The 18,121-nt window shown below is 67.4% G+C and carries 17 protein-coding genes; 10 read left to right on the top strand and 7 right to left on the bottom strand.

What is annotated here, in order from left to right; genetic code table 11:
* The first annotated feature begins 203 nt into the window (after positions 1 to 203).
* Positions 204 to 2,060, top strand: coding sequence for a gamma-glutamyltransferase family protein (locus tag PY310_RS14165; protein ID WP_275215101.1), 1,857 nt, complete (start codon positions 204 to 206; stop codon positions 2,058 to 2,060).
* Between the two features lie 4 nt (positions 2,061 to 2,064).
* On the opposite strand, the gene PY310_RS14160 is transcribed toward PY310_RS14165, so the two are convergent.
* Positions 2,065 to 2,325: a hypothetical protein gene (locus PY310_RS14160; protein WP_275215100.1), complete on the bottom strand. Its 261-nt coding sequence runs from the start codon at positions 2,323 to 2,325 to the stop codon at positions 2,065 to 2,067.
* 104 nt (positions 2,326 to 2,429) lie between these two features.
* On the opposite strand from PY310_RS14160, the gene hrpB reads away from it, so the two are divergent.
* A complete protein-coding gene (gene hrpB / locus PY310_RS14155) occupies positions 2,430 to 5,162 on the top strand; it encodes an ATP-dependent helicase HrpB (RefSeq protein WP_419095492.1) in 2,733 nt (910 codons plus the stop codon).
* A 200-nt stretch (positions 5,163 to 5,362) separates the two neighbouring features.
* Here the strand turns inward: hrpB and PY310_RS14150 are convergent, their stop codons facing one another.
* Entirely contained in the window at positions 5,363 to 6,040 is a 678-nt protein-coding gene (locus PY310_RS14150) for an alpha/beta hydrolase family protein (protein ID WP_275215099.1), read from the bottom strand.
* A gap of 48 nt (positions 6,041 to 6,088) precedes the next feature.
* On the opposite strand from PY310_RS14150, the gene ligD reads away from it, so the two are divergent.
* On the top strand, positions 6,089 to 7,111 hold the full coding sequence (gene ligD, locus PY310_RS14145; protein WP_275215098.1) for a non-homologous end-joining DNA ligase: 1,023 nt from the start codon (positions 6,089 to 6,091) through the stop codon (positions 7,109 to 7,111).
* A 15-nt stretch (positions 7,112 to 7,126) separates the two neighbouring features.
* Here ligD and PY310_RS14140 read toward each other — a convergent pair whose 3' ends face one another.
* A complete protein-coding gene (locus PY310_RS14140) occupies positions 7,127 to 7,747 on the bottom strand; it encodes an L-threonylcarbamoyladenylate synthase (protein ID WP_275215097.1) in 621 nt (206 codons plus the stop codon).
* A 60-nt stretch (positions 7,748 to 7,807) separates the two neighbouring features.
* Between PY310_RS14140 and PY310_RS14135 the strand changes: the two genes are divergently transcribed.
* The gene (locus PY310_RS14135) at positions 7,808 to 8,866 is read left to right on the top strand and encodes a hypothetical protein (protein ID WP_275215096.1); all 1,059 of its coding nucleotides are present in this window, start codon (positions 7,808 to 7,810) and stop codon (positions 8,864 to 8,866) included.
* Positions 8,867 to 8,967: 101 nt separating this feature from the next.
* Complete coding sequence (locus PY310_RS14130; RefSeq protein WP_275215095.1) at positions 8,968 to 9,405, top strand: VOC family protein; 438 nt, start codon at positions 8,968 to 8,970, stop codon at positions 9,403 to 9,405.
* A gap of 74 nt (positions 9,406 to 9,479) precedes the next feature.
* Here the strand turns inward: PY310_RS14130 and PY310_RS14125 are convergent, their stop codons facing one another.
* The 4 genes from PY310_RS14125 to PY310_RS14110 form a co-directional block, all read right to left on the bottom strand.
* Entirely contained in the window at positions 9,480 to 10,238 is a 759-nt protein-coding gene (locus PY310_RS14125; RefSeq protein WP_275215094.1) for a maleylpyruvate isomerase family mycothiol-dependent enzyme, read from the bottom strand.
* Positions 10,238 to 11,059 (bottom strand): fumarylacetoacetate hydrolase family protein, encoded by an 822-nt coding sequence (locus PY310_RS14120; protein ID WP_275215093.1) that lies wholly within the window; start codon positions 11,057 to 11,059, stop codon positions 10,238 to 10,240. The genes PY310_RS14125 and PY310_RS14120 overlap by 1 nt, the downstream gene beginning before the upstream one ends.
* On the bottom strand, positions 11,056 to 12,189 hold the full coding sequence (locus PY310_RS14115) for a cupin domain-containing protein (protein ID WP_275215092.1): 1,134 nt from the start codon (positions 12,187 to 12,189) through the stop codon (positions 11,056 to 11,058). The genes PY310_RS14120 and PY310_RS14115 overlap by 4 nt, the downstream gene beginning before the upstream one ends.
* 117 nt (positions 12,190 to 12,306) lie before the next feature.
* On the bottom strand, positions 12,307 to 13,152 hold the full coding sequence (locus PY310_RS14110) for an IclR family transcriptional regulator (RefSeq protein ID WP_275215091.1): 846 nt from the start codon (positions 13,150 to 13,152) through the stop codon (positions 12,307 to 12,309).
* 48 nt (positions 13,153 to 13,200) lie between these two features.
* Between PY310_RS14110 and PY310_RS14105 the strand changes: the two genes are divergently transcribed.
* From PY310_RS14105 to PY310_RS14085, 5 genes are all read left to right on the top strand, one after another.
* Entirely contained in the window at positions 13,201 to 14,550 is a 1,350-nt protein-coding gene (locus PY310_RS14105) for an MFS transporter (RefSeq protein WP_275215090.1), read from the top strand.
* Positions 14,543 to 15,793 (top strand): FAD-dependent oxidoreductase, encoded by a 1,251-nt coding sequence (locus PY310_RS14100; protein WP_275215089.1) that lies wholly within the window; start codon positions 14,543 to 14,545, stop codon positions 15,791 to 15,793. Before PY310_RS14105 ends, PY310_RS14100 begins: the two co-directional genes overlap by 8 nt.
* A 190-nt stretch (positions 15,794 to 15,983) precedes the next feature.
* The gene (locus PY310_RS14095) at positions 15,984 to 16,493 is read left to right on the top strand and encodes an HAD domain-containing protein (protein WP_342755749.1); all 510 of its coding nucleotides are present in this window, start codon (positions 15,984 to 15,986) and stop codon (positions 16,491 to 16,493) included.
* A gap of 153 nt (positions 16,494 to 16,646) precedes the next feature.
* A complete protein-coding gene (locus PY310_RS14090) occupies positions 16,647 to 17,864 on the top strand; it encodes an inorganic phosphate transporter (protein ID WP_275215088.1) in 1,218 nt (405 codons plus the stop codon).
* Entirely contained in the window at positions 17,861 to 18,082 is a 222-nt protein-coding gene (locus tag PY310_RS14085) for a hypothetical protein (RefSeq protein WP_275215087.1), read from the top strand. The genes PY310_RS14090 and PY310_RS14085 overlap by 4 nt, the downstream gene beginning before the upstream one ends.
* The last annotated feature ends 39 nt before the right edge of the window (positions 18,083 to 18,121 follow it).

Below are 18,121 nucleotides of genomic sequence, written 5' to 3'. Positions count from 1 at the left end.
TAGTGAGCTCCATGAAAACGGGCATAACCCGCATCCGCTGCCACCGCCGGAAACCACGCCGCTACGCGGAGGTTTTCAATTGAGGCAACGTATCCGGCTACGCGGAGGTTTTCTATGAGTCAACGCGCGCCCTTGAGAGTGGCAGGGAGGGGGAGTAATCTGACGCAAACCACACTTCGCAAAAATTTTGACGAGGGAGCATCATGCCTACTTTGCGACGTCGAGTGGCTGCCGTCACGGCCGTCCTGGCTTTGAGCGTGACGGCAGGCGGCACGGGTACCTCCGCCTTCGCGGACGGCGGCCTGCACCCTGGAAAATCACCCACTGCCACCGGGTACGGCGGTGCCGTGAGCAGTGTTGACGCGGACGCGTCCGCGGCAGCACTTGAGGTTCTCCGCCACGGAGGCAATGCAGCGGACGCCGCAGTGGCCGCGGCCGCCACCCTGGGAGTCACCGAACCGTACAGTGCCGGGATTGGCGGCGGCGGCTATTTCGTTTTCTACGACGCCGGGACCGGCAAGGTCCAGACCATTGACGGCCGTGAGACCGCCCCGGAGAGGATGCCCGCCAACGCGTTCATCAATGCCGCCACCAAAAAGCCCTACCCCTTCGCCGAGCTCGTCTCCAGCGGCGTCTCCGTAGGGGTTCCCGGATCGCTCGCCACTTGGGAAAGGGCCTTGACGCGCTGGGGCACGCTGGGACTTGACGAAGCGCTGAAACCGGCCATCAAGGTGGCGGAGGACGGCTTCGTGGTGGACGAGACGTTCCGGCAGCAGACGTTGGACAACAAGGTGCGGTTCTCGGCGTTCACCCCGACCCGGAACCTTTTCCTGCCCGGTGGCGACGCTCCCGCCGTCGGAAGCGTCTTCCGCAACCCCGACCTCGCCGATACCTACCGCCTCATCGCCAGGAAGGGAACGGACGCCTTTTACTCCGGCGCGCTGGCCGAAGAGATGGCAGCCACCGTCCAGGCCCCGCCGAAGGACCCCGCCTGGGCGCCCCCGGCCAGCGCCCCGGGCACCAGCATCCCGGCCTTTCCCGGCTACCTGACGACGGCGGACCTCGCCGCGTACACCACGCTGGACCAGGACCCCACCCACGTTGAGTACCGCGGCTACGACGTGTACGGCATGGCGCCTTCCAGCAGCGGCGGCACCACGGTAGGGGAGGCGCTGAACATCCTGGAACCGTTCAACCTGGGCGGGATGTCGAGGCCGGCGGCGCTGCACCATTACCTTGAGGCCACCGCCCTGGCGTTCGCAGACCGCGGGAAGTATGTGGGCGATCCGGCATTTGTGGACGTTCCCACGGCCGCCCTGACCGATCCGCTGTTCGGCAAGGAACGCTCCTGCGCCATCAATCCGGCAACGGCGGCTGCCAAGCCTGTTCCGGCAGGGGACGTGTCAACCTACGACGGCGTCTGCCCGGTGACCCCCGCGCTGGCTGCCCACGAGACGGACACCGAAAACCTCTCCACCACCAACCTGACCGTCGCCGACAAGTGGGGCAATGTGGTGGAATACACCCTCACCATCGAGCAGACCGGCGGTTCGGGCATCGTGGTTCCGGGCCGCGGGTTCCTGCTGAACAACGAGCTGACTGACTTCTCCTACGACTCCACGAACCCCGCGGACCCGAACCGGGTGGAACCGGGCAAACGGCCCCGGTCGTCCATGTCGCCCACCATCATCCTCAAGGATGACGAGCCGTTCCTCGCCCTCGGCTCACCCGGCGGATCCACCATCATCACCACCGTCCTGCAGACCATCCTGAACCGCGTGGACCTGGGCATGAGCGTGTCCGACTCCATTGCGGCGCCGCGCGCGTCGCAGCGGAACACCGCCAGTGTCACGGCCGAGCCCGGCTTCATCAGTGCTTACGGCATCGGGCTGGCCCCGTTCGGGCACAAACTGGTGCCCGCCGGGGACGCCTTCACGTCGGCGGCGGAGATCGGTGCCGCCACGGCCATCGAGTTCGGCCGGAACGGGCGCATGGAGGCGGCGGCTGAACCTGCCCGGCGCGGCGGCGGGTCGGCGATGGTGGTCAAACCGGAACGGTAGGGTGCTACCGGCTCATTCCGGGACGGACGGCAACGAACTCGATTGCGGTCTGCACCTTCTTCTTCGGCCCGCGTGAAAAGCCCTTGGCGTCCAGCTGGTTTTGGGCGCGGTACACGGCCAAGGCTTCATCGTAGATCTCGTTGAGCCTGCTGCCCTTGAATTCTTCCTGTGAGCCGTCGGTGAAGGTGAGGGTCACAGGAGCGGTGGCGGGAAAGTGCCGCTTCATGCGAATGAAGCCTTCGGAGTCCTGCTGGAGGTGAATCAAGGGGGTCCTGCTTTCATGGTTGTTGACTTCCAGTCTGACGCATCCGCCGGTACGGATGCTCATGGGGTTCACGACGCTCGGCGGATAGCGGGGACAATGGACAGGTGACTTCTCCGAGCAACCCGGGCGCCGCCGCGGCTGACGCTTCACACGGCGCTTCCGGGCACGGCCCCTTTGACCTGCAGGCGATCGGCGCAGGGCTGGCTTTCGAGGCCTCCCTTGCCGAGCTGGCCGGGGTGTTGCGGGCGGCCGGGCCGGCAGGCACCGCCGTGGTCCAGGCTCCGCCGGGTACCGGCAAAACCACCTTGGTCCCCCCGCTGCTCGCCAACCTCGCAGCAGGCCCCGGCCTTCACGCCGGCCCCGGGGGTTTGCGGGTGGTGGTCACCCAGCCCCGGCGCGTTGCCGCCCGTGCGGCGGCCCGGCGCCTGGCTGCCCTGGACGGCACACCGGTGGGGGACCGCGTCGGGTACACCGTCCGCGGCGAACGCCGGGCCGGACCCCGCACGCTGGTGGAGTTTGTGACTCCGGGAATCCTGCTGCGCCGGCTCCTGGATGACCCCGGGCTCGAGAGCACCGGTGCCGTCATCCTGGACGAGGTGCACGAACGCGGTCTGGAGACCGACCTGCTGCTGGGCATGCTTGGCGAGGTCCGTCAGCTCCGCGGGGATCTCACCCTGGTGGCCATGTCCGCCACCGTGGACGCGCCGCGGTTCGCTGCCCTGCTCGGCGGCCCTGGCAGTGGAGGAGGAGAGCCCGACGGCGGCGGTCCGGCTCCCGTCGTCGACTGCCCGTCAGCCCTGTACCCCCTGGAGGTTCAGTGGGCTCCGCCGGCCGCCGCACGCCTGGACGGCCGAGGCGTGGCACGCGGGTTCCTGGACCATGTGGCGGACACGGCGGCGAATGCCCACGCAGCCGGACTGCTACGTGATGCCGGCACCGATGCCTTGGTGTTCGTTCCGGGGGCCTGGGAAGTCTCGTATGTTGCGGGCCGGCTCCGCGGCAGGGCGGCCCCCGGAACCGAAGTGCTGGAGCTGCACGGCCAGGTCGGCCCGGCCGAACAGGACAGGGCCGTATCCGGACGCCGGCCCGGTGGCCCGGCACGCATCATCGTTTCCACCGACCTCGCCGAATCGTCCCTGACCGTGCCCGGCGTGCGGCTGGTCATCGACTCCGGACTGACCCGGGAACCCCGACGGGATGCCGCCAGGGGGATGTCCGGATTGGTGACCGTCTCCTGTTCCCGGGCCTCCGCGGAACAGCGGGCCGGCCGTGCGGCGCGGCAGGGACCGGGGCGCGTAGTGCGCTGCTACGACCAAAAAAGCTACGGTGCAGCTCCGGCGCACGTCACACCCGAAATCAACGTCGCGGACCTCACGGGCGCAGCGCTGACGCTGGCCTGCTGGGGTTCGCCCGGGGGCGAAGGGCTGGCCCTCCCGGATAAACCACCCGCCGCGGCCATGGCAGAGGCCGTCGAGGTTTTGCGGGAACTGGGTGCCGTGGCAGGGGACGGGAGCCCCACCCGGCTCGGCCGAACGTTGGCAAGGGTCCCGGCCGATCCCAGGCTGGCCCGCGCGCTACTGGACGGTGCCGTGGCCGTGGGCCCGCAGGCGGCCGCTGAAGCGGTGGCGCTTGTGGCAGGGGACCAGCGGGCCCCGGGGGCTGACCTGACCGCCCTCCTGTCCTCCCTCCGAGCAGGCAGGGAGCCTTCAGCCCGGCGCTGGACGGAAGACGTCCGCCGGCTGGAAACCATCGCGCGCAAGGAAAGCGCCGCCGTCGGCCCTTCGGTGATCACTGCTCCGGTTTCCGCAGCCGAGTCCCTGGGCGTTGTGGTTGCGCTGGCGTTCCCGGACCGGGTGGCACGCCGGGTGCCGGGGGAGGGGGCGGCGCGCTTCCTGCTGTCCTCCGGTACCCGGGCGGGTCTGCCGGCCGGGAGCCCGCTGTCCGGGTATGAATGGCTGGCCGTGGCGGAAGTGTCGCGTGCCGCGGGCCGGGACGCCGCCGGGACCGGTGCGCTGATACGTTCCGCCGCCCCGCTGACGGCCGACCTGGCCCAGGCAGCCGCCGGGCACCTGCTCGCCGAAACGGTTGAAGCGAAGTTCGGTCAGGGCAGGGTCACGGCCAGGCGGGAACGGCGGCTGGGGGCCATCAGCCTGTCCTCCACCCCGGTCCGGCCGTCGCCCGCGGAGGGCCGGTCCGCAGTGGCCCGCGCGCTGTCCGGGGAAGGGCTGGGAGTCATTGGATGGTCGACGGCGGCAGACGCGTTGCGCCGCAGGCTAGCCCTCCTGCACCGCGAACTTGGCGCGCCATGGCCTGACGTGTCCGAGCGGGCGCTGCTGGCGGCCCTCGACACCTGGCTGGGGCCCGAGCTCGAAAAACTGGCCGGCGGCGCTGCCGTCAGCGGCATTGACCTCACGGATCCCTTGCGGCGGCTGCTGCCCTGGCCGGAGGCCGCCCGCCTGGCCGAGCTGGCACCGGAGGCGCTGAAGGTGCCCAGCGGATCGATGGTCCGGATCGACTACCCCGACGTGGCGGAAGAACCGGGTGGGGACCGGGGACCGGACACGGACGACGGCGGCCGGCCCGTTGTGGCGGTCAAGCTGCAGGAGTGCTTCGGCTGGGCCGAGACGCCGCGGCTGGTGGACGGCAGGGTCCCGGTCCTCTTCCACCTCCTGTCCCCGGCGCGGCGGCCGCTCGCGGTGACAGACGACCTGGCGTCGTTCTGGTCCGGGCCCTACGCGCAGGTGCGGGCCGAGATGCGCGGCCGCTATCCCCGGCATCCTTGGCCGGAGGACCCTTGGACGGCGCAGGCAACCGCGAGGACCAAAGCCAGGATGTGAGACCGGCGGCTTGTCGACGGCGCGGCCGCAGTGGCCGAACTGGGGCACTTTGACACGGACACGCCGCACATTGTGCCGTTTCGGGCCAGGTCACCGGCCAATGTGGCCGACGACGGTGCTCCTGACAGCCCGGGCAGGGTGGCGAGACTCACCCACTGTTGGCCGCCAGTGCTGTACGAGGCCGCCGCTTGATCAATAGTTTAGCCGCGGGGCCGCATGAAGTCCGCGACGGCCGGCGCCAGGGACGCGCCGATCTCCGCGGCGTCACGCTTCTTTCCTGCCACGGCAAAGGAATGGTCGCCGCCGTCGATCCACTGCAGCACCGCTGACGGACCAATCCGGGACACCACGCCCTCCAGGAGTTCCCGCGTTGCGAAGGTGTCGCGGGAGCCCTGCAGGAACAGCATGGGCCGCGTGAGGCCATAGAGGTGTTCGTCGCGGATCTTCTCAGGCTTGCCTGGCGGGTGCAACGGATACCCGAGGTAGATGAGCCCGGCAGCGTCCATTCCCTCCGCCACGGCCATGGAGGCCATCCTCCCCCCGAACGATTTGCCGGCAGCCCAGACCGGTCCCGTATCGCCGTGGGACTGCGCCTGGCGGGCGGCCTCGTCCATGGCAGCGCGCCACGTGGCGATCGCCACCGGCGGCCTGTCCGGGAACTTCCTGCCCGCCCCACGGTAGGGGAAGTTAAAGCGCAAGGTGGCAACGCCGTCGTCGTTCAATGCCCGGGTGAACCCGCCCATGAAGGGGTGCTCCATTCCCGCGCCTGCACCATGGGCAAGGACCAGGGTGGCGAAGGGGCGCGCCGGACGGGCGTACAGCCCGGAGACGTCAAGGTCGCCGACGTGGATGGTGACCGGGGCTTCTTCTGCGGGCATGGTTCCATCATGCCGGACCAATGCAGGGGAGTGGGGTAGGTTGTCCCCATGGCGAGCGAACAGACCACCCTCACTGTCCCGGGCCCCAACGGCGAGCGCGAGATGCGCATCTCCAGCCCCAGCCGGGTTCTGTGGCCCGAACTGGGACTGACCAAGCTTGACCTGGCTCGCTACACGGTTGCGGTGGGGGAGGCGTTCATCGCTGCCAACGGCGGCCGGCCCGTTGCCTTGCAGCGGTACTCGGACAACGTTGAGGGCGACCAGTTTTTCTCGAAGAACCCGCCCAAGGGAACCCCGGAGTTCGTCCGCACGGTGAAGGTGACTTTTCCCAGCGCACGTTCGCATCCCATGCTGGTGCTGGACGAGCCTGCCGCCGCCGTCTGGGCCGTCCAAATGAACACGGTGGTGTTCCATCCGTGGCCCTCCCGCGCGGAGAACACAGACAACCCGGACCAGCTCCGCATCGACCTTGACCCCCAGCCAGGCACCGACTTTGACGACGCCGTGCCCGCCGCACTCGGCCTGAAGGAGGTACTGGGGGAGGCAGGCCTGGACTGCTTCATCAAGACCTCCGGCAACCGCGGGCTCCACGTCTACGCGCCCATTGAGCCGCTGCACGAATTCCTGGAGGTCCGGCATGCCGTGATCGCCGCCACCCGGGAGCTGGAACGCCGGATGCCCGGGAAAGTCACCACGGCCTGGTGGAAAGAGGAACGCGGGGAGAAGGTGTTTTTGGACTACAACCAGGCCAACCGGGACCGGACCATCGCCGGCGCGTACAGCCCCCGGGCACTGGCCCACGCCCCGGTTTCGTGCCCTGTCACCTGGGACGAGCTGGAAAGCATCAACCCGAAGGACTTCACCATCCTCACCGTCCCGGACCGGCTGAAAACCGCAGGCGACCCGTGGGCGGACATGAACGCAAACCCCGGCACCCTTGAGACGCTGCTGGGGTGGTGGGACCGCGATGTGAAGTCAGGGCTCGGTGAACTTCCGTTCCCGCCCGACTATCCGAAGATGCCGGGCGAGCCGCCCCGCGTGCAGCCGAGCAGGGCACGCAAACCGGACTAAGTCCGGAGGGGCCGCCTATTCGAACCGGGACGGATCTCCCGCGCCGCGGCGCACCACGTCGGCCACACCGCTGGAAAAATCAACTACCGTGGTGGGCTCCGATCCGCAGTCGCCGGCATCGATCACGGCATCCACCTCGTGGTCCAGCCGCTCCTTGATCTCCCACCCCTGGGTCAACGGATCCTCTTCGTCAGGCAGCAGCAGCGTGCTGGACAGGATCGGTTCGCCCAGCTCAGCGAGCAGGGCCTGAACCACCCGGTTGTCCGGGATCCGCACGCCCACGGTCTTTTTCTTGGGATGCAGCAGCCTGCGCGGCACTTCCTTGGTGGCCGGGAGGATGAACGTGTAGCTGCCTGGCGTGACGGCCTTGATGCTGCGGAACACGTCGTTGCCGATGTTCACGAACTGGCCCATTTGGGCGAAATCCTTGCAGACCAGGGTGAAGTGGTGCTTGGCGTCCAGCTTGCGGATGGTCCGGATCCGGTCCAGCGCATCCTTGTTGCCCAGCTGCGCGCCCAGCGCGTAGCAGGAGTCCGTGGGGTAGGCGATCAGGCCGCCGTCGAGCAGCATCTTGACGGCCTGCGTGATCGCGCGCGGCTGGGGATCGTGGGGATGAACATCAAAGTATCGGGCCATGCTCCTGAGCCTACGTCCCGGCAGCCGATTAGTGCATCAGACGGGTGCGAGGATGGGCTCATGACGCTCAATGGGGAATCACTTCTGGAGGGGCCGCGGGGACGGCGGCTGTGCCTCGAGCTGGCGATGGAGTTGGACCCTGACATCAGGCTGATGGTCTTCCAGCTTGGCTACGGTCTTGATTCTGGCCGTGGAACCTCCCGGGTGCTGCTCACCGCTGTTTCCGCGGACGACGCCGGAGGTCCCCGGTTCAGTCCGTCACCTGAGGGGGTGGCAGCCGGGCTCGCGGCCTTGGATCTGACCGGGCTTACGGACTCGCTGCTGCAGGAGACCCTTGAGCGATCAGTTGATTCCGCAAGGTACTGGCAGGAGCCCGACGGCGAGGACGTGCTTGCAGGACTGCCGGTGATCCGTGCGGCCCTGCGGCCCTTGGCCGGGCAGGTCCTTATGGCACCTGGAGTCCACTGGTGGGACGAGGGCCGCGGCCCCGAACAATGGGCCGTTGACTGGCGGTCGGCGGCGGACCCGGCCCCGTTGACGGTGCGGCCAAGTCTGGCCGACTGGGTGGCGCGGGTACGCGACGGGGAGGAACGGGCGGTGCAGGAACTCCCCACCGACCCGTACGCCCCCGTGTCCGGAGGCTGGTGGTCCGTTCCGCCCGGCGCCCTCCGAACCGTAGGCCGCCTTCCGGCGGGTCTAAACCTCGTGGAGGACTCGCTCGGCTGGGAGGTTGCCACCACGATTCCTGTCCGTGGTGCGGGCCGGACACTGGAGGTCCGGAGCCCGCGGGACTGGACATCCCTGTGCAGTGCGTTTCCGCTCGACGTCACGGCGTCCCGGCGCCATGACTGGTTCCGTACCACCGGCCGCGATGGGCGGTGGGTGATCCCCGACTGGGAACGCGTGGCGGAGGAGTGGGACGCCGTGCATCTGACGGTCCTGGGCTACCTCAGCGGGGCAGGGCGCGCGCTTCCGGTCAGCCCCGGCACGGCCACCGTCATCGCGGGCTGGGACCCGGACAGCACCATCTGGTTGACGGATGCGGCCCGTGTGGAAGCTGGCCCGGCGGAGTCCTGGGTCCAGGAGTCCCAGGACCGGTCCTGGCACCAGACGCATTAGAGTCTGCAGGCCTGCTCAGCCCTCTTCAAAGGTAGTTGGAATTGCGGCAGGATGGGGACTGTTCCAACACCTATCCGCCCAGTCTGCAAGGAGAACCCGCCATGCCTACGACCCTCAATCCGTACCTTGGTTTCCGTGACAATGCGCGGGAGGCCATGACCTTCTATCACTCGGTATTCGGCGGCGACCTGGCCCTCAGCACCTTTGGGGAGTTCCATGCGAGCGACGATCCTGCCGAAAAGGACAAGATCATGCACGGCATGCTGACCACCCCCGGCGGCCTGGTCCTGATGGGGTCTGATACACCCAACAGCATGGACTACACACCCGGCAGCACCATTTCAGTTTCGCTGAGCGGCGATGACGAGGCGGAACTGCGCGGCTACTGGGACAAGCTCTCGGGGGAGGGCGGGACCGTGACTGTTCCGCTGGAACCCGCGCCCTGGGGCGATATGTTCGGCATGTGCACTGACCGGTTCGGGACCGCCTGGCTGGTCAACGTCAACGGTGCCGGTGAGGCCGCAGCCCCTTCGTCCTAGCAGCGCCAAACGAGTACGGCACAAACACGTAAGGCCCCCTCCGTGGAGGGGACCTTACGCGGTGGTACCTGGAGCTAGATCCATTTCGGAGCGGCTGGCACGGTGTCCAGGGGCGCTCCGTTTTGGGTGGCGGTGACGCCGTCGGTTCCCCGGCCGGTCGCCCACCGGGCCACGCCGGCCAGCGGACCGGAGATCACCAGGGGAGCGTCCGGGCCGGCGCTGCCGACTTCAAGCTCCGGTTGCCGGCCGGTGACCTTGACGAGGAGCCCCGTGTCGGTGCCCCGGGTCTTCCACGCTCCGGTGATGTCTTTGAGCAGGCGTTCGAGCACCGGTGCCGGGATGTCGGAAAAGGTCGCCCCGTTGTTCAGGTCCACGGCGTGGGTCCAGACCTCGCGGGTGCGCATCCAGACTGTTTCCTCGGCGGGGACAATGCGGCCCTGGGCGGTCTTGACTTTGTGGTGCCAGGCGTCAGCAGGCAGATCGCGCCATTCGACGTTCAGGTGCACGGCGGAGTGGTCAAAGAGGTGCCGCAACGCGATCGCAGGGAGGGTGGCCCCGAAATTGATTTCGTGGTCGCGGATCTCCGTGGACGCGTACATGGGTGTTTCCACCCCGGTGGCCGCCCACTCAATCAGCCTGGCGATGGCGCGGGCGTTGTAGCCGATGTGCGCGGTGACATGGCGGCGGGACCAGCCCGGCAGCAACGAGGGGCCGTCGAGGTCCGCGTCGGAAAGCTCGTTGAGCTTGCGCGCGAAGAACGCGGTCCCACGCCGGGCCTGCAGCAGCGATTCGAGCAGCTGCGGGTCCGACGTTTGGTCGTGGCGCGCGACCATCAGGCTTCCTTGACCACGCGGTTGTTCAGCTGGCCCAGGCCCTCAATGGTGGTGACCAGGAGCTGGCCTTCCTGCAGGTACCGCTTCGGGTCCTGGGCGTGGCCCACGCCGCCGGGGGTGCCGGTGGCAATAACGTCGCCGGAGTTCAGGGTGATGACGGTGGAGATGTAGGACACCAGGAACTCCGGGGTGAACACGACGTCGTTGGTCGGGGTGGACTGCTGGACTTCACCATCGATGGCGGTGGTCATGAGGCCGCCGCTGAACTCGTCCTTGGTGACCAGGGCGGGGCCGAACGGGGTGGACTTCTCCCAGGTCTTGCCCTGCAGCCACTGGATGGTGCGGAACTGGTAGTCGCGCATGGACACGTCGTTCAGGACGGCGTAGCCGGCGATGTGGTCGGCGGCGTCGGCTTCGGAAATCCGGCGGCCCTTCTTGCCGATCACGACGGCGAGCTCGGACTCCCAGTCGACCGTGTCGGATTCCTGCGGCAGGGCCAGGTCATCGTTCGGGCCGATCAGGGATTCCTGGTACTTGGCGAACAGGGTGGGGAACTCGGGAACTTCCCGGCCCATTTCCTTGATGTGGTTGCGGTAGTTGTGGCCCACGCAGATGATCTTGCCCGGTGCGGGGACAACGGCCTCAAGGTCGGCGCCGTCGAGCGGGTGGGTGGCCCCGGATGCGGCCTGCGCGATGGACTCCCAGTTGGTGTCTTTCAGGAGCGCTCCGACGTCGGAGAACCCGTCGATTTCGGTCAGGGTGTCGCCGTCCTGGCGGACAGCCTTCGTGCCTTCAGCGGTACGGAGGGTGAGGAGTTTCATGCGTTCTTGCGTCCTTCGGTGTAGGTGCGGTTAAAGTTCAGCCGTTCAAAAATTGGGGCGTCGCTGAAGCGGAACAGATCGAATTCCGTCTCTGCCTGCAGGGACCATTCCGCCCAGGACGGGACCACAAACAGGTCGCCCTTGTCCAGGGTCCTGGTCTCGCCGTTCAGGACTACACTGCCACGGCCCTCGAAGACCTGCCAGACGCTGGAGCCGACCTCATGCAGGGGTTCGGTGGACGCGCCGGCCCGGAAGCGGTGGAATTCGGCCCGGATGGTGGGCATCACGTCGCCGCCGGTGGTCGGGTTGGTGTAGCGGACGGCAGCATGGCCCTGGGACACGGTGGCCGGGTGGCCCTCGTCTTCGAGGAGGAGCTGCTCGCGGAGGGCGGCGTCGGTGTACTTCCACCGGTACGCGGCGATGGGGGAGCTGGTGGTGTCATCCAGGCCCGAGAGGGGGCGCAGGCCGGGGTGGGCCCAGAGCCGCTCGGAGCGGGAGATGTCCGGGGTCGCCTCGTCTGTGACGCGCTCGGTGCCGAACTCGAAGAAGCCGGCATCGGCGTAGTGCACAAACGGGATATCCAGGCCGTCAATCCAGGCCATCGGCTCGTCGGTGTCGTTGTGGTGGCCGTGGAAGTTCCAGCCCGGAGTGAGCAGGAAATCTCCGCGGGACATCCGCACCGGATCCCCGTTCACCACGGTCCAGACGCCCTCGCCCTCAACCACGAAGCGGAACGCGTTCTGGGAGTGGCGGTGCTCCGGGGCGGTCTCGCGGGCGCCGAGGTACTGGATGGCGGCCCACAGCGTCGGGGTGGCGTAGGCGGTGCCGGCCAGGCCCGGGTTGGCGAGGGCGATTGCGCGGCGTTCCCCGCCACGGCCCACGGGGACCAGATCCCCGGCACGGGCGGCGAGGGGGTACAGGTCACTCCACCGCCAAACGTGCGGCACAGCCTTGGGCGACGGCACCATCGGCATCAGGTCCGCGATCTGGGTCCACAGCGGGATCAGGTTCTCGCGGTCGAAATCCTTGTACAGCTTGGCGAGCTCCGCGGCCTCTTCGGGCGTCGGCTCAGGCGCGGTGTGCCCCGCGGCTACTGATTCGTGGGTCGTGTTCTCGGCGCTGATGGACACGTCGGCCTCCTTTAAGGTCAAAACACTATTTCTGCGTAGTCAGACTCTACGGATCCGGCGTTGTGACCCCCAACATATTCTGCCAGTCAGAATTAGTGCCGGAGGGAGGATCCGTCGTCAGTCCGCGTCGGCCGGATTGGCGGCGATGTCAATCTCCAGCTGGCGGCAGGTTTCCCGCAGGGCCGGGACGAGTCCGGCGTCAAAAACCTTGCGGAAACGCGTGGCGGGAGTGGCGACGCTCAGGGCGCCGACAACGTGGCCGTGCCGGTTGTGCAGGGCCATGCCCAAAGCGCTGACGCCCTCCTCCGTGCCTTCGAAATTGGCGGCGAAACCGTTGGCGCGGATGGTATCAAGTTCCCGCAGGAACGCCGGGTAGTCCTCGGCGGCAATGGTGTCGCCGCCGATCTCCGCGTTGTTGCTGCGGAACAGCTGGTCAATCAGGGGGCCTTCGAGTTCCGCCAGCATCACTTTCCCGCCGGAGGTTTTGTCCGCCGGCATCACCGTCCCCTGCCGGTCGCCGATCCGCAAGACATTGTTTCCCTCCACGGTGGCCAGGAAACGCACCTTGGTTCCCACGCGGACCATCAGGTTGACCGTCTCGTTGAGGCGGGCGGAGAGCAGCTCCATATGCGGCTGGGCAAGGCTGCGGAGCAGGCGGGACCAGCTCAGCCCGGCCGGGCCCACCCCCATGGCCGGCCCGGGAACGTACCGCCGGGTCTCATCCTGGATCGCGAACCCCCGGTACACCAGCATGGCCAGCAGGCGGTGAGCGGTTGACGGCGCCACACCCAGCTCCTCGGCGGCGTCCTTCAGGCGCAAGGTCCCGCCGTCGCGCAGCAGCTGCAGCAGCAGCAGCGCGTTATCCACCGCCTCGATGGAATAGGTGGGCCGCTTTTGCAGCGGCTTCCTGGCTGACCGGGCAGCCGGACTGGACGCCGGGCGTGGGGGTGGGTTGTTCTGCACATCAGAATTGTATTGTGGTTCATCTTCGCGTGCCATGACAGTAGTGGGATGAATCACACACTTCCCGCTGCAGTGCCGCAACGGCCTTCGCCGGGGGCCGCCGGCCAACCCGCCGCTGACGGTCCTGCCGCACGGTTCTCCAAAGGTTCGGCCGCCGCCGTCCTCGTCTGCTGGCTTCTGGTGGTCTTCGATGGGTATGACCTCATCGTCTACGGCACGGTCCAGTCGTCCCTTATTTCCGAGACCGGTTGGGGCCTGACCAAGGCCACCGCCGGAACCATCGGGTCCATGGCGTTCGTTGGCATGATGATCGGGGCCATTTTCGCCGGGCGGATGGCCGACTCATGGGGCCGCCGCCGCACCATCCTGGGTTGCGCCGTCGTCTTCTCGGTCTTCACGGTGCTCTGCGCTTTCGCCCCGGGCGCGGCGATCTTCGGTATCCTCCGGCTCCTGGCCGGCATCGGACTCGGCGGCCTCGTTCCCTCTGCAAACGCCTTGGTCGCAGAGCTGGTCCCGGCCCGGTGGAGGTCCATCATCGCCACCCTGATGATGTCCGGTGTCCCGATCGGCGGATCCATCGCCGCCCTCGTCGGGATCCAGCTGATCCCCGCCTTCGGCTGGGAAGCGATGTTCCTGGTGGCCATCCTGGCCCTCGTGATTGTGGTGCCGCTGGGTCTGAAGTACCTTCCGGAGACCCTCGCCCCGGTCAGCGCAGCAGAGAAGGCGGCCCGCAAGGCCGCGGGCAAGGGCTCACACCATCAGCCCGCCGGTTTCTCCTCGCTGCTCCGTGCCCCGTACCTGGGCATCAGCCTGCTGTTCGCGGTCGCAACCATCGCCACTCTCTTTGCCTGGTACGGGCTGGGTACCTGGTTGCCGAACCTCATGCAGCTCGCCGGTTACAACCTTGGTTCGGCGCTGACCTTCGCCCTGGCGCTGAACCTCGGCGCGGTGGCCGGTTCGGTCATCACCGCCTGGGCCGGAACCCGGTTCGGGCCCATCCCCACCGCCATCGCCGCAGCCGGTGTCGCCGCCGCCGCCCTGGTGGTCCTGGTTACGGGTCCGCCCGTCACGGTCGTGTACCTCATGCTGGTTCTCGCCGGCGTCGGAACGCACGGCACCCAGTGCCTGATCATCGCCGCAGTCGCCAGCCACTATCCCGGACACTTGCGCGGAACAGCTCTCGGCTGGGCCCTCGGGACCGGACGCATCGGTGCCGTCGCGGCCCCCCAGATCGGTGGCCTCCTGCTGGCTGCCGGGCTGGGCGTCAATTCCAACTTCCTCGCCTTCGCCGGTGCAGCCGCCATCGCTGCGATCCTGCTCGCCGCCGTCGGCATCAATCTCAAATCAAAACTCGCAACATCTCAACTCGCTACATCTCAAGGAGCAAACAATGTCTGAGCACGCCGCATCCACTGATGTCCTCGTCATCGGCGGAGGAATGGCCGGGCTGGCCGGAGCCCTCGCACTGCGTGAAAACGGCGCCGAAGTGACCCTGGTAGAGCGGGCGCCTGAGTTCGGTGAGGTAGGCGCAGGGCTGCAGATGGCCCCCAACGCCTCCCGCATCCTTCAGCGCTGGGGACTCCTGGAAAAGGCTCTCGAGATCGGTGTCCAGCCCAAGCACCTGGTCTTCCGCGACGCGATCACCGGTGAAGAACTCACCCGCCAGACCCTCGGCGGCGAATTTGCGGAGCGCTACGGTGCCCCGTACGTCGTTATCCACCGCAGCGACCTGCACCGGATCCTGCTTGAGGCCTGCGAGGCTGCGGGCGTCAAGCTCGTCAACGACGTCATGGTCGAAAGCGTTGAAACGGTGAACGGCCGCGGTGTGGCCCACACTGCCGCAGGCGTTGACTACGAGGCCGACGTGGTGATCGGCGCCGACGGCCTCCGGTCCACCCTCCGCCCCCTCGTGGCCAACGACGAGCCGGTCTCCTCGGCCTACGTCGCCTACCGCGGCACCGTGCCGATCACCGAGAGCACTCCCAAGGCTGACCTTGAGGATGTCATCGTCTACCTCGGACCGGACTGCCACCTGGTGCAGTACCCGCTGCGCAAGGGCGAGCTGCTGAACACGGTGGCCGTCTTCAAGTCGCCGTCCTTCGAAGCCGGCGTGGAACAGTACGGCGGGGTGGACGAGCTTGAAGCCGCCTATAAGGACTGCGTCCCGGCCGTTCAGGAAGCGCTCAAGAACCTCGCCACCGGCATCCGCTGGCCCATGTATGACCGCGACCCGGTCGAGAACTGGATCGCCGGGCGCATGGTGCTGATGGGCGATGCCGCACACCCGATGCTGCAGTACCTGGCGCAGGGTGCCTGCCAGGCCATCGAGGACGCCGCTGTGCTGCAGGACGCCACCAACGGAACAGTCTTCACTGAAGGCAGCGTCAACCCCGAAGCGTGGGACGCTGCCATCCAGGAGTTCAACGGCCTTCGCGCCGAACGCACCGCCCGGGTTCAGCTGACCGCGCGTATCTGGGGCGAGTCCTGGCACGTCTCCGGCCTCGCCCGGACGCTGCGGAACCTGCTGTTCAAGAGCCGCAAGGACGGGGACTTCCAGTACAACGACTGGCTGTACGGCCAGGACCAGCCCGGCACCCCGGAACGCCGCGAAGCCGCCCGGCCGGCTGCGCTGTCCGTCTGAAGTGAGCTGATCCCCGCGCCGGCGGGGCCTGCCTCGCCGGACCCGTCCGGGCAGGTCAGAGACCCTTGAGCAGGGGCTGCACGCAATGCGAACATTGTTGCGTGCAGCCCCTTCTGCATTTAAGCGCACGCCAGGCATCCAACGTCCGGCCGGGATGGCCGGCAAGGCGCCATTCCGGTGGCGGGGCCCTTTGCTGAATGTCACCATCTACCTGGACGTCGACGGCGTTGTGTGCCCGTTCGGAGCGACCGGCACCACACCGTGGGGTACAGCCTGGAGAGTCGCGAACGCAGGCCTGCTGGAGGTGGCCTATGCCGCGGAGCTGGTTGACGGGCTGAACAGCCTCGCCCGCGTTCCGGGCGTCCGCTGTGTCTGGCTGACCAGATGGGAGGACATGGCTCCCCGGTACCTCTGCCCCGCCATTGGACTGGCCGGCAGCCGTTGGCCCTGGCTCACAGCCGGAGATGCCGGGCCGGGGGAGGGCTGGTGGAAACTTGCCGCCCTCCAGGAGGATGTCGCCAAGACCTCACCGCACGGGATCGTATGGATAGACGACCAACTCAATTACGAGCAGGAGGCCCAGGCATGGGCGGCCATCCTGGGGGCACGGATCCTTGCCATCTCACCCGATCCGCGCCGCGGAATTTCACCTGCCCAGCTCGCCGCGGTCAGCTCCTTCGTCGCGGAGCCCGTGTTTTGACACTATGCCCCGGGCGCGTACGATCGATAAGGTTTCAAGCCGGTCCATGAACGGCGCAGCCCATTCCGCGTGAACTTCACGTGAATTATGCTGTGCAGGGCAGGCGGGGTTTTAAGGGACTGCCGAACGTCGACTCTGCAGATTGGGCAACAGGTGGATATCACCTTAATGGTGGCGCTGGTCATCGCACTGGCATTATTTTTCGACTTCACAAACGGTTTTCACGACACGGCCAACGCGATGGCCACACCCATTGCCACCGGTGCCATTAAGCCGAAAACCGCCGTCACTCTGGCCGCCGTCCTCAACCTCGTAGGCGCCTTCCTTTCCACGGAAGTTGCCAAGACGGTTTCGGGCGGCATCATCCGTGAAGGTTCGGACGGAGTCCTGATCACCCCGGACATCATCTTCGCCGGTCTGATGGGTGCCATCCTGTGGAACATGATCACCTGGCTCAAGGGCCTGCCGTCGAGCTCCTCCCACGCGCTGTTCGGCGGCCTGATTGGCGCAGCCATTGCCGGCATCGGCTTCAGTTCCGTGAACCTGGAAACACTCCTGCAGAAGGTCATCCTGCCCGCGGTTTTCGCACCGCTGATTGCCGGGATTGTCGCCTACATCTGCACCAGGCTCGCTTACGCGCTGACCGCCCGCCACGACCCCGAAACCGGCAGCAAACTCACCCAGAAGCGCGGCGGTTTCCGCACCGGCCAGATCTTCACGTCCAGCCTCGTTGCCCTGGCCCACGGCACCAATGATGCGCAGAAGACCATGGGCATCATCACCCTGGTACTGATTTCCGCCGGCACCCAGGCGCCCGGTACCGGCCCGCAGTTCTGGGTCATCGCAGCCTGCGCCCTGGCAATCGCCATTGGCACCTACTCCGGCGGCTGGCGCATCATCCGCACCATGGGCTCCGGCCTCACCGAGGTCAAGCCTGCCCAGGGCTTCGCTGCGGAAACCAGCACGGCCGCCGCCATCCTGGCATCGTCACACCTGGGCTTCGCCCTCTCCACCACGCAGGTGGCCTCGGGCTCGGTCATCGGATCGGGGATGGGCCGAAGGGGCACCACGGTGCGATGGAACATGGTGGGCAAGATCGCCCTGGGCTGGCTGTTCACCCTTCCGGCCGCCGGCATCGTGGGCGCGCTGACGGCGCTGCTCGTGAAGACGGGCGTGGTGGGCCTGGTGATCGCTGCCGTCGCCGGAACAGCAGCCGTGATGTTCATGTTCTTCTTTTCCCGGAAGTCCCATGTGAGCCACCACAACGCCGTGGAGGTCGAGGAGGCGGGGCAGGCCGTCCGCTTCGCCAAGAAGAAAGCCCTCGCCCGTGCACGAGCCAGGGCGAACGAGCATAAGGATACTCAGCGATGAAGTGGTTGGAACTCCTGACGGTGGGCGGCGCAACGCTCGTGGCCGCCGTGACCGTGGTGGTCCTCTATTCGCTGGGCGTCCGGCTGACGGCCATCGCCGGGGACACCGGTCAGGCTTCACCCCGCAGTATGCGCCTCTTTGCCAACATCTGTTTTGGCCTTTGCGGTGTCGCCGTGCTGTTCGGGCTGTACCTGATCATCCCGTACTTCAGCGGCTAGATTTCCCTTACCGCTTTGCGCCACCACGGCTACGCTGGG

This window comes from Pseudarthrobacter naphthalenicus (assembly GCF_029076445.1).
Classification (GTDB): domain Bacteria; phylum Actinomycetota; class Actinomycetes; order Actinomycetales; family Micrococcaceae; genus Arthrobacter; species Arthrobacter naphthalenicus.
This window is presented reverse-complemented; position numbering and strand designations above follow the sequence as displayed.